We start from the raw sequence: 11,452 nt of genomic DNA, 5'->3' as shown, positions 1-11,452 counted from the left end.
AAATTGATAAGATATCCTTATAAGGCTGTTAGGAGGAATACAATGATTGACTTCAATTTTTTTATGAATGATGTTGTACGTCAAGCTAGGGAAGAAATCGGTGCTGCTGGCTATACAGAATTAAAGACCCCAGAGGAAGTTGATGAAGCATTTGCCCGCCGTGGTGTTACGCTTGTCATGATAAACTCAGTATGCGGATGCGCAGGGGGAATTGCTCGTCCTGCAGCGGCTCATTCGGTTCATTATGATAAACGACCTGATTATTTCGTATCTGTTTTTGCTGGCCAAGATAAGGAAGCTACGCAGCGTGCAAGAGATTATTTTGAAGGCTATCCGCCTTCCTCACCTTCTTTTGCTCTATTAAAGGATGGGGAAATTTTAACAATGATAGAGCGCCACGAAATTGAAGGACATTCACCGATGGAAGTTGTTCAAAAAATGCAACAGTCTTTTGATCAATATTGCGAAGAAGTGTGAGTGTAGTAAAACGTAAGCTTTTTTATGAATGAATAGCAAATAAAACGAAATCGCCCTGTTTCACTTACTTCAGTAAGTAAAGACAGGGCGATTTTTTCTAGTCTTTTCTCCTCTTTTATATAGCTTCAGAAAAATTTTTAAAAAAATATTTTGTTTGACCCCCATAAAAATGATTCTTTCTTCGAATATATGTAGTGATGAAAATGGCAAAAGTATATAGTGATACCCATCCGAAAGGGATTCATTCATCAAAAATTGCAAAAGTAGCGGTAAGCAGCAGGAAGTATTGCAGAGGTATGTAATGCAATAGGGGAAAGACAATTTATATAAAAGAAAAGATAAGCGAAAAGCATAGCAAGAGTAAATAATAAATTGCTATAAAACAAAATAGATAGAAAATAACAGTCATTTGCATGAAATACAATGGGTCTGCAATCTTCCGTAAAACGAAACAAAGAGAACTGTAAAATAAAAATAGAACGGCATCTTATAATTTCGTATGATATAATGGTCACTTCTAGAAGAGAAGTGGCCGTTCTGCTGTGCTTTTGGAAGGGAGGGAGGAGATCACTGTGCTAAGTTTATTACTACATGTTGGAAAGCATAGGCACTCAATTGAAGAAAAAGTAATCCAACTACAAGCAGGTATTGGAGATAAAGAAGCCTTCATCTCAGACTATCGCCCTTTTATTCTAAGTACCATTTCGTCTATTCGACACCGATATATAACAGAACAAGATGATGAATTTAGTATTGGCTTGTATGCATTTCATGAAGCAGTGCAGCAATATACATATAAAAAAGGAAGTTCCTTTCTTTCCTTTGCAAGACTTCTTATTAAACGAGATGTCATTGATTATCTGCGAAAAGAATTGCGAAGTACATTCGTTTCACTTGATGAAGTGCAGGAAACGATTGATTCAAAGCAATCCCTCTCTGAATATTTGCAAGAAATGGACAGTCAAAATCGTAGGGAAGAAATCCTCCATTTTCAAAGCGTACTAAAAGACTTTAAAATTTCTTTTACTGACCTTGTGAAGGAGTCACCGAAACATCAGGATACTCGAAACGATGTGTTAGAAGTTGCAAAACTACTCATGAAAGATGAGGAACTGTTAGAAATATTATTTCAAAAGAAAAAGCTTCCTTTAAAACTTCTTGAACAAAAAACGATTAAAAGTCGTAAGACATTAGAGCGTCATCGAAAATATATTATTGCAATGTGTCTTATTTTTAGTAATGAGTATACGTATTTAAAAGATTACATAGGGGGAGGGATGAAGGATGAGTAAAGGCGTTGTTATGGAAGTACAGTCACGCCGCGTTGTATTGTTGACAAAGGATGGAAGCTTTGTTACATGCAAAAAACAAAAGATAGCGTATGAAGTTGGAAGTGAAATTTACTTTACATCTCAAGATGTTGCAATAAGACGACCTTATTTAAAGCCTATAGTAACAATCGCCCTAAGCTTACTCCTAATCTTCCTTTTCTACAAGCCAGAGGACAAGGTAATGGCGTATGTTTCTATAGATGCTAACCCAAGTATTGAAGCGAGCATAACAGATCATTTATATGTGAAAGACTTGAAATCGTATAATTCAGATGGAGACAGAATATTAAAGGAATTAAAGGATTGGAAAGGGAAACCGATTCAAGAAGTTTTACCACTTATATTGAAGCAAAGTGAGAAAGATGGATTGTTGCCATCAGGAAAGAACGTTATTCTCACTACTGTATTAACAGATAAAAATGACACATCTTTGCAAAATAAGCTTGAAAGCCTAGTCAAGTCACTTCAGGATACATATAAACAAGAAGATATTACATTTACGTTAAAAAAGGGTTCACTAGAAAACCGTGAAGAAGCAAAAAACAAAGGCATGAGTACTGGTACCTATTTACATCAACAAGAAGAGAAGAATGATACTTCTTCAAAGCAGGAGTCTTCTCCACCTGACACGATAACACAGGATGGGTCACCATTACCTTCTAATCATTTTCCAATGGATCCGTCCACACCTCCATCAAATGGATTTGCTAATCATCCGCAAACACAAGAGAAGAAAGATGATACAAAAAATGATGATAAAGGGAATCAAGCTGTAAGCGGTCATGTGGACTCAGCCAATTCTTCTACAAATAAGTCTGATCATGCAGATAATAAGGGAAAAGGAAGTCAGCAGAAAAAGGACGAGAAGAAATCGGACAATGAAAATGAAGGCAATCAAGATCAGAATAAACAGGATGAAGGAAACCACAAGGTGAAACAAAATAAACAAGATTAATGTATCGTAAAAAAAAAACTAGAACGTACCGTTCTAGTTTTTTTTTTAGAAAAATGGATGAATATATTTGCAGTGATATGCAGAGATATGCAAATATATATATTAAGTATAGCTATCAGTAAAATAGAAAAGTACTAACTCTAAATACAAAAGTTACTACTTTTCAGTGTGAATAATACAAAATAGATATTGCATAATTATAAAGATGTGTTAAAATACAAACTATCGAATAATAATTTATTTGTAATCTCATATTTTCTATAGAAAAAAGATATAATTGGAGGGCACAAAATGAAAAAGCTAGTATTACTTCTTTTTGCCGGCGTCCTTACAATAGGGGTGCTAGGTGCTTGTTCGAAACGACCAGACTCTTCAACTGCAAACGATGGTACAAAGAAGGTTCTTGTAATGGGAACTTCCGCTGATTATAAGCCATACGAGTACGTTGATACAGCAAAAGGTACTCAACCAATCGGGTTTGATGTTGATGTTGCAAATTATATTGGTAAAGAACTTGGATATACGATTCAAGTAAAAGATAGTGATTTTAGCGGTTTGTTAGCTTCAATGCAAGCTGGTAAAGTTGATTTTGTAATGGCTGGTATGACACCTACTGACGATCGTAAAAAGAATGCTGATTTCACAGATATTTATTACACGGCTAAAAATGTTGTCATTTCCAAAAATGGAACGATCCAAAAAATGGACGACTTAAAAGGAAAAACAGTTGGCGTTCAAACAGGTTCTATTCAAGAAACGAAAGCAAAAGATTTACAAAAGCAAACGGACTTTAAGATTGAAGGACGTGATCGTGTACCAGATTTATTTCAAGAATTAAAAGATGGACGTGTCGATGCTATTATCATTGAAAGTACAGTTGCAAAAGGATATTTAGCACAGCTTCCTGACCTTAAAGGTGTAGATATTCCAGAAGCTGCTGATGAATCTGGATCTGCTATCGCCCTTCCAAAAGGAAGCAAATACACAGCTGAATTTAATAAAGTCATTGAAAAAATGAAACAAAATGGTGAAATGGACAAGCTAATAAAGAAATGGTTTGATGGAACTGTACAATAAGATAGACGAATTGAAATCGTATATTTTATTTTATCGAGAACACAATTTACAGCAGGGATATCCCTGCTGTAAATTGTGTTCTGTCATGTGAATGTTTTAAAAGAATATTTTGAATTAAGAAAAGATGTTGGAAGAGAGGAATGGTTGTAGAGATGAAACTTGATTTTTCCCAAATCGTCCCATCGATACCTTATATACTAGCAGGGTTACAAGTTACACTCCAAATCGTTGCAGTAGCAGCTATTATGGGATTTGCATTAGGTACGCTACTTGCCTTATTTAAAATTGCTAGAATACGCGTACTCGGATGGATTGCGGATGCCTATACTTCGGTATTTCGCGGAACACCGCTTGTTTTACAGCTTATGATTATTTACTACGGGTTACCCCAAATTACTGGTTATGATATTAGTGCATTTTTAGCAGCTGTATTAGCTTTTGGTTTCAACTCTGGAGCATATATGTCAGAAATAATTCGTGCTGGTGTACAGGCAGTTGATAAAGGGCAAACAGAAGCAGCAATGGCTCTTGGTATTCCCTATCGTCAAATGATGATGAATATTATCTTTCCACAAGCAATTAAAAATATTTTGCCTGCACTTATGAATGAGTTTATTTCGCTTACGAAGGAATCTGCTGTTGTAACAGTAATTGGAGCAAGCGATTTAATGCGCCGTGCGTATATTGTCGGTGGAGAAAAATATGCGTATTTTGAACCACTTATTTTCGTTGGGGCAGTGTACTACGTTTTAGTCATTCTATTGACGATTCTCGGAAAAGCAATAGAAGGGAGAATGAAAAAAAGTGATTAAGGTTGAAGGACTGCATAAATCATTTGGTAAACTTGAAGTACTAAAAGATATTACAACTACGATTGAACAAGGCCAGGTTGTTGCAATTATTGGACCGTCTGGATCAGGAAAATCTACCTTTTTACGTTGCATTAATTTATTAGAACAGCCAACTTCAGGGCATGTTTGGATTAAAGAGGAAGACATTGCTGATAAGAAAACCGATATTATGAAAGTACGGCAAAATGTTGGAATGGTATTTCAACATTTCCATCTTTTCCCTCATATGACTGTTTTAGAAAACTTAACCTATGCTCCGATTAAAGTGAAAGGTTTAACAAAAGAGCAAGCAGGTGAAAAGGCAGGCGAACTTCTAAGCAAAGTTGGATTGAGTGAAAAGGCGAATGAATATCCTAACCGATTATCTGGAGGACAAAAGCAGCGTGTTGCCATCGCGAGAGCACTTGCAATGGAACCAGAGGTTATGTTATTTGATGAACCGACTTCTGCGCTTGATCCTGAAATGGTAAAAGAAGTTCTTGAAGTTATGAAGTCACTGGCTCATACAGGTATGACGATGTTAATCGTTACCCATGAAATGGGATTTGCCCGAGAGGTAGCAGATCGTGTTCTGTTCTTAGAAGATGGTAAGCTAGCTGAAGATGCACCACCTTCAGAATTCTTTACATCACCGAAAAGTAAACGCGCGCAAGAATTTTTAGAGAAAATGTTATAATCTTTATAGTGAAAAGAGATGATTCTTAGAATCATCTCTTTTTTTGTTAGAAATTGATAAGAATATGAAGATATATCCAAATCCAAACGATATTTGAGGTCCAAGTTAACGAAAATAATGCAACAGGAATGGAATAACGTACTCGTTTTAAATAAGCAAATGCGATAGAAATGGAAAATATCATGTAGCATGTAAATCCAATATGTTCGAGAATGGAAGGGGAAAGGATACTATGGTCATGAAACCTAAGAAATATGAATAAGAACTTGTAGCAACCATAAAGAACGGAAACGATTACATAAAAAATGACAAAGCTACGAAGTCGCATACTACTTCTTCCTTCCTATCATACTTTATCCCGTATATGTCAGAATGCTCCGACTATCTTTCGGTGAGAATATCCACTTTACATCTGACAATCTCTCTTATAGATACTGTATGTATGCTCATAGAGAATATGTATTTCATACTACTATCCGATAGAAATGAAAAAATACAGGTATAGCTTTAATATGACAGGAACATAGTAGAATCCTTCTTCCTATTATAAGTTTTTCTAAAGGTATGATGAAAAATAAAGTATAGGGAAATATACAAAAAAAGGATTTTGAAAAGAGGGAAGAGCTATGACGAAATTATTGTCAATTATGCTAGTGATTGCACTGTCACCTATATGGCCTTTAGGGGATAATCCCCGTGTGGGAGATCCTTATATTATTATTAATAAACAAAGCAATAAGCTTGCATATATTGATAAAGGGAAAATTCAAGCGATTATTCCGGTGGCAACCGGAAAAACGGATGAGTTAACGCCAGAGGGAGAATTTGATGTTGTAAGTAAACTAGTGAATCCTTACTACATAAAAAAGGATATTCCTGGAGGAAGTCCAAACAATCCACTCGGTACGCGCTGGATTGGCTTTAATGCTAGAGGTACGAATGGATCAAAATATGGAATTCACGGCACCAATCAACCAAATTCAATTGGAAAATATATTTCAAGTGGGTGCATTCGAATGCTTAATCAGAATATTGAATATTTATATTCTCATATTCCGATTGGAACGAAGGTATACATTCTTAACAGTATGCAAACCTTCGAAGAAATCGCAAGGGCAAAAGGTGCTATTCCAAAGAAATAGAGAGTATTGGTATGAATAGCTGCCGTAAATTCAACAAAATGTTTATATTTTACCAAAACATACTAATTCCAGTGAGAATCGTAGTAAGTATTATACTTACGAGCATAACGTAAACAAAAAACTTTTGTGTTCTTCTGTTCATGATAAACCTCCTATTCTTTCATAGATTTATTGTAGCGATAGAATAGGAGTAGAACAAGAGACAAATTTCGATAAAAAAATATATAAATAAACAGGAAATTCGAAATTTATCGAGAATATATAAAAAGAATGTATATATTTGCATCAAACGTTCAACAAGGGGTGAAGTACAAAATGGAAAAAATCGATCATATTGGTATTGCGGTTCGATCTTTAAAAGAATCGCTTCCGTTCTATACTGAAGCGTTACAACTGCAACTACTAGGGGAAGAAGAGGTTGAATCACAACAAGTAAGAGTGGCTTTCTTACAATTGGGGGAAAGTAAGTTAGAACTTTTGGAACCGCTAACAGACAGCAGTCCAATTGCAAAATTTATTGAAAAACGTGGAGAAGGAATCCACCATGTTGCACTCGGAGTAAGCTCAATTGAAGATCGTTTGAAAGAAATGAAGGAAAAAGGAATTCGAATGATTGATGAAACACCACGCAATGGAGCACATGGATCGAAAATTGCATTTATGCATCCAAAAGCTGCGCACGGTGTGTTATATGAGCTTTGTGAGAAAAAGATAGGGGCCGAGGTGTAAACATGGTAGATATTTACGAAAAAATTAATGATTTATACGATAGAAAGCGTGAAATAGAATTAGGCGGCGGAGATAAGCGCATCGAAAAGCAACACGAAAGAGGAAAGCTTACTGCACGGGAAAGAATTGATTTACTTCTTGATGAAGGTACATTTGTAGAATTGCACGCATTTATGGAGCATCGCTGCGTGGATTTTGGACTAGAGTCTAAAAAAGGACCAGGGGATGGCGTTGTAACAGGCTACGGAAAAGTAAATGGGCGTCTGATATATGTATTTTCTCAAGATTTTACTGTGTTTGGCGGCGCTTTAGGTGAAATGCATGCAAAGAAAATTGCAAATGTAATGGATTTAGCAGCGAAGAATGGGGCTCCAATCATTGGTCTTAACGATTCTGGTGGTGCGAGAATTCAAGAGGGCGTTCTTTCGTTAGATGGTTACGGACATATTTTTTATCGTAACGCAATTTATTCAGGTGTTGTACCACAAATCTCTGTCATTATGGGACCATGTGCGGGTGGTGCTGTATATTCTCCTGCCATTACCGACTTCGTTATTATGGTAGAAAAAACAAGTCAAATGTTTATTACAGGACCAAAAGTAATTGAGGCTGTTACAGGTGAAAGCATTTCTGGTGAAAACCTTGGAGGAGCGAAGGTTCACAATACGATTAGTGGAAATGCTCACTTTGCAGCTACAGATGAAGAAAATGCAATTGAAATTGTAAGAGCGTTGCTAAGCTATTTACCACAAAGCTGTGAAGAAAAACCACTTATGTATGGTACACCGGATGAAGACGATTATCGTCCGGACTTAACCGATGTTATTCCGTTTGATGCACTTCGTCCATATGATGTGCGCAAAGTAGTGGAGCAAATTGTAGATGAAGGCTCCTTTATGGAAATTCAGAAAAGCTTCGCAAAAAATATTGTAATTGGCTTTGCAAGAATTAAAGGCGAAGTTGTAGGACTCGTATGTAATCAACCAAAGGCAATGGCCGGAAGTCTGGATATTGATTCTTCTGATAAGGCTGCACGTTTCATTCGTTTCTGTGATTCATTTAATATTCCAATTGTTACGTTTGAAGATGTAACAGGATTCTTCCCAGGAATTAAACAAGAACACGGAGGAATTATCCGCCACGGGGCAAAAATACTATTTGCTTATTCAGAAGCAACTGTTCCAAAGATTACCGTCATTTTAAGAAAAGCTTACGGCGGAGCTTATGTTGCTTTAAACAGTAAATCCATTGGCGCAGATGTTGTATATTCTTGGCCAAATGCAGAAATTGCAGTTATGGGGCCACAAGGCGCAGTTAACGTTATTTTTGCAAAGGAAATTAACGAAAGCAGCGATCCAGAAGCAACACGCACGAAGCTTATCGATGAATACCGTGAAAAATTTGCAAATCCATATGTAGCAGCTAAGCACGGAATTGTTGATGATGTTATTGATCCTCGTGATACAAGAATTAAATTGATTCAATCTCTTGATATGCTTCGTTCCAAAAAAGAAGAACGCCCGAAAAAGAAGCACGGCAATATTCCTTTATAATAGAAGTAGTAAAACCTCCTGCTTTAGGAAAGTTTTACTTTATTTGAGTACCGAATGTTATGTTCGGTACTCTTTTTTTATTTATCTTCGAAAGTGACAGCCCTTCATAACTTTTCTTACTATGACATTCTGTTATAATAGATGTTGTTGTACATATCAATTAGGAGGCATTTTCAATGATTAACGAACAACGTTTAGTAAACGAGTTTTTTGAACTTGTACAAGTAGATTCTGAAACAAAACACGAAGCAGAAATTTGCAAAGTTTTAAAGAGTAAATTTACTGCCCTTGGTTTAGAAGTATTTGAAGATGATACAACTGCCGTAACAGGACATGGTGCTGGAAATTTAATTTGTACTCTTCCTGCTACGAAAGATGCGGATACAATTTATTTCACGTCACATATGGATACGGTAGTTCCTGGGAATGGAGTAAAGCCATCTATAAAGGATGGTTACATCGTTTCAGATGGTACAACTATTCTTGGCTCTGATGACAAAGCAGGTCTTTCTTCCATGTTAGAAGCAATTCGAGTGATTCAAGAAAACAATATTCCTCATGGTAAGATAGAATTTGTCATAACTGTTGGAGAAGAATCAGGTCTAGTTGGTGCAAAGGCGTTAGATCGTTCTCTTATTACTGCAAAATACGGTTATGCACTTGATAGCGATGGTAAGGTTGGAGAAATTGTTGTAGCGGCACCAACACAAGCTAAAGTAAATGCTATTATTCATGGCAAAACAGCTCATGCTGGTGTAGCTCCTGAAAAAGGTGTATCTGCAATTACGATTGCAGCAAAAGCTATCTCAAAAATGCCGCTTGGACGTATTGATAGCGAAACGACTGCAAACATTGGACGTTTTGAAGGCGGAACACAAACAAATATCGTTTGTGATCATGTTATGATTTTGGCTGAAGCAAGATCTCTTGTAGAAGAAAAAATGCAAGAACAAGTACGTAAAATGAAAGAAGCATTTGAAACGACTGCTAAAGAGATGGGTGGAAGCGCTGAGGTTGAAGTGAAAGTAATGTATCCAGGATTTAAATTCTCAGATGGCGACCACGTTGTAGAAGTGGCAAAACGTGCCGCTACTCGTATTGGCCGTATGCCTTCTTTGCATCAAAGCGGCGGCGGCAGTGATGCGAACGTGATTGCTGGATTCCAAATTCCAACTGTTAACCTTTCAGTAGGATATGAAGATATTCATACAACAAAAGAAAGAATTCCTGTTGAGGAATTAGTAAAAACAGCGGAGCTTGTCGTTTCTATTATTGAAGAAGTTGCAAAATAATCCTATCGTAATATAAGAAGGACGGACTACTTTGAGTTCGTCCTTTTTTTCATACATTGATAGCGTTGATCTTCCTTTGTATAATAAGAATGTATGTTCTTTTGAATGAGGTGGATGAATTGGAGAGAAAGAGCAAGCAGCGTATTATCTTACATGTAGATATGAATAGTTTTTATGCTTCTGTTGAAATGGCAAAGGATCATAGTCTACAAGGGAAACCACTGGCGATAGCAGGCGATGCAAAACAAAGAAAAGGAATAATTGTAACCTGTAATTATGAAGCACGTGCGCTAGGTATTCACACGCGCATGCCTGTTTGGGAAGCGAAGCGCCTTTGCCCTCATCTTATTGTAAAACAGCCAAATTTTCCTTTGTATAAACGTACTTCCTTTTTACTCTTTCAGTTTTTATCTCAATATACAAACATCATCCAGCCAGTTTCTATCGATGAAGGATATTTAGATATGACGAATGATATGAATTTAGAAAATCCTCTTGGTACTGCAAACGATATTCAGAAAGAAATACTTAAGCAGCTTTCCTTACCTTGCAGTATCGGAATTGCTCCGAATAAATTTCTAGCAAAAATGGCTTCAAATATGAAAAAGCCCCTTGGTATAACCATTTTGCGAAAACGAGATGTTCCTAAAATTCTGTGGCCGCTGAATGTAACATGCATGCACGGCGTAGGTGAAAAAACGGCAGTAAGATTAAATAAAATGGGCATTGTTACGATAGGTGATCTTGCACAAGGCGACGAAAAAGTATTACGTAAAGAGTTAGGCATAAACGGCGCCTTATTAAAACAACGCGCAAATGGAGTCGATGATCGACCTGTTGATCCAGAGCAAATCAATCAATTCAAATCGATTGGGAACTCGCGAACATTGCCTACCAATACAGATGAAGAACATATTGTGTTTCCATGGCTTGAGAATATAGCGGGTATGGTAAGCAATCGATTACAAAAAAAGAATATGGTTACTTATAGCATTCAACTCACTATGACCTATAGTAATCGAGTAGTAGTAACGAGAAGTATGCAACTGCAAGGACCGACAGATTGTAAGCAGGATATATATAGGGTAGCTTGTTTACTATGGAAAAACCACTGGAATGGCAGTTCTGTTCGTTTGCTAGGGATTACAGCAAATAATGTTGTGGAATTAAAATCATCCGGCAAGCAGCTAGACTTATTTTCTTATGAAGAGGATGTGCAGCAAGAGCCCCTTCAACAAGTACTAGAAGAGCTACGTAAAAAATATGGTGAATCAATTGTCCAAAAAGGAAAGGAAAAAAATAGTTCCTTTCAGGATCGCTTACGAAAAAAATTCACATAATAGAGGATTGATTTGCCATTTTACATAAC

Annotated in this window: 12 protein-coding genes; 11 read left to right on the top strand and 1 reads right to left on the bottom strand. The window is 36.6% G+C overall.

Going from position 1 to position 11,452, the window contains the following annotated elements; all coding sequences use genetic code 11:
- The first annotated feature begins 42 nt into the window (after positions 1-42).
- From ACM5BR_RS07990 to ACM5BR_RS07960, 7 genes are all read left to right on the top strand, one after another.
- Positions 43-477, top strand: a complete 435-nt coding sequence (locus ACM5BR_RS07990; RefSeq protein ID WP_416827148.1) for a BrxA/BrxB family bacilliredoxin — start codon at positions 43-45, stop codon at positions 475-477.
- Between the two features lie 572 nt (positions 478-1,049).
- Positions 1,050-1,769 (top strand): RNA polymerase sigma-I factor, encoded by a 720-nt coding sequence (sigI, locus tag ACM5BR_RS07985; RefSeq protein ID WP_416827147.1) that lies wholly within the window; start codon positions 1,050-1,052, stop codon positions 1,767-1,769.
- Complete coding sequence (locus ACM5BR_RS07980; protein ID WP_416827146.1) at positions 1,762-2,763, top strand: anti-sigma factor domain-containing protein; 1,002 nt, start codon at positions 1,762-1,764, stop codon at positions 2,761-2,763. Before sigI ends, ACM5BR_RS07980 begins: the two co-directional genes overlap by 8 nt.
- 291 nt (positions 2,764-3,054) lie before the next feature.
- On the top strand, positions 3,055-3,840 hold the full coding sequence (locus ACM5BR_RS07975; RefSeq protein WP_416827145.1) for a transporter substrate-binding domain-containing protein: 786 nt from the start codon (positions 3,055-3,057) through the stop codon (positions 3,838-3,840).
- 152 nt (positions 3,841-3,992) lie between these two features.
- The gene (locus ACM5BR_RS07970) at positions 3,993-4,652 is read left to right on the top strand and encodes an amino acid ABC transporter permease (RefSeq protein WP_416827870.1); all 660 of its coding nucleotides are present in this window, start codon (positions 3,993-3,995) and stop codon (positions 4,650-4,652) included.
- Positions 4,645-5,367, top strand: a complete 723-nt coding sequence (locus tag ACM5BR_RS07965; RefSeq protein WP_416827144.1) for an amino acid ABC transporter ATP-binding protein — start codon at positions 4,645-4,647, stop codon at positions 5,365-5,367. The genes ACM5BR_RS07970 and ACM5BR_RS07965 overlap by 8 nt, the downstream gene beginning before the upstream one ends.
- A 626-nt stretch (positions 5,368-5,993) precedes the next feature.
- Complete coding sequence (locus ACM5BR_RS07960; RefSeq protein WP_416827143.1) at positions 5,994-6,509, top strand: L,D-transpeptidase; 516 nt, start codon at positions 5,994-5,996, stop codon at positions 6,507-6,509.
- Positions 6,510-6,558: 49 nt separating this feature from the next.
- Here ACM5BR_RS07960 and prli42 read toward each other — a convergent pair whose 3' ends face one another.
- Positions 6,559-6,651, bottom strand: a complete 93-nt coding sequence (gene prli42 / locus ACM5BR_RS07955; RefSeq protein WP_416827142.1) for a stressosome-associated protein Prli42 — start codon at positions 6,649-6,651, stop codon at positions 6,559-6,561.
- Positions 6,652-6,824: 173 nt separating this feature from the next.
- Here prli42 and mce point away from each other — a divergent pair, with 173 nt between their 5' ends.
- The 4 genes from mce (at position 6,825) to ACM5BR_RS07935 (ending at position 11,423) form a co-directional block, all read left to right on the top strand.
- Positions 6,825-7,238 carry a methylmalonyl-CoA epimerase gene (gene mce / locus ACM5BR_RS07950; RefSeq protein ID WP_416827141.1) on the top strand — a complete coding sequence of 138 codons (414 nt, stop codon included), beginning with the start codon at positions 6,825-6,827 and terminating at the stop codon, positions 7,236-7,238.
- A gap of 2 nt (positions 7,239-7,240) precedes the next feature.
- On the top strand, positions 7,241-8,791 hold the full coding sequence (locus ACM5BR_RS07945; protein ID WP_416827140.1) for an acyl-CoA carboxylase subunit beta: 1,551 nt from the start codon (positions 7,241-7,243) through the stop codon (positions 8,789-8,791).
- A gap of 176 nt (positions 8,792-8,967) precedes the next feature.
- Positions 8,968-10,083, top strand: a complete 1,116-nt coding sequence (locus tag ACM5BR_RS07940) for a tripeptidase T (protein ID WP_416827139.1) — start codon at positions 8,968-8,970, stop codon at positions 10,081-10,083.
- A 119-nt stretch (positions 10,084-10,202) separates the two neighbouring features.
- Positions 10,203-11,423, top strand: a complete 1,221-nt coding sequence (locus ACM5BR_RS07935) for a DNA polymerase IV (RefSeq protein ID WP_416827138.1) — start codon at positions 10,203-10,205, stop codon at positions 11,421-11,423.
- The last annotated feature ends 29 nt before the right edge of the window (positions 11,424-11,452 follow it).

This window comes from Ectobacillus polymachus, from assembly GCF_048159605.1.
GTDB lineage: Bacteria > Bacillota > Bacilli > Bacillales > Bacillaceae_G > Ectobacillus > Ectobacillus polymachus.
The sequence above is the reverse complement of the archived record's forward strand: the minus strand, read 5'-3'. Positions and strand labels throughout refer to the sequence as shown.

Bases quoted from the DNA above. Each gene is read 5' to 3' on its own strand.
- ACM5BR_RS07990 (WP_416827148.1), top strand. From the start codon at position 43: ATGATTGACTTCAATTTTTTTATGAATGATGTTGTACGTCAAGCTAGG.
- ACM5BR_RS07980 (WP_416827146.1), top strand. From the start codon at position 1,762: ATGAGTAAAGGCGTTGTTATGGAAGTACAGTCACGCCGCGTTGTATTG.
- ACM5BR_RS07975 (WP_416827145.1), top strand. From the start codon at position 3,055: ATGAAAAAGCTAGTATTACTTCTTTTTGCCGGCGTCCTTACAATAGGG.
- ACM5BR_RS07970 (WP_416827870.1), top strand. From the start codon at position 3,993: ATGAAACTTGATTTTTCCCAAATCGTCCCATCGATACCTTATATACTA.
- ACM5BR_RS07960 (WP_416827143.1), top strand. From the start codon at position 5,994: ATGACGAAATTATTGTCAATTATGCTAGTGATTGCACTGTCACCTATA.
- prli42 (WP_416827142.1), bottom strand. From the start codon at position 6,651: ATGAACAGAAGAACACAAAAGTTTTTTGTTTACGTTATGCTCGTAAGT.
- mce (WP_416827141.1), top strand. From the start codon at position 6,825: ATGGAAAAAATCGATCATATTGGTATTGCGGTTCGATCTTTAAAAGAA.
- ACM5BR_RS07945 (WP_416827140.1), top strand. From the start codon at position 7,241: ATGGTAGATATTTACGAAAAAATTAATGATTTATACGATAGAAAGCGT.
- ACM5BR_RS07940 (WP_416827139.1), top strand. From the start codon at position 8,968: ATGATTAACGAACAACGTTTAGTAAACGAGTTTTTTGAACTTGTACAA.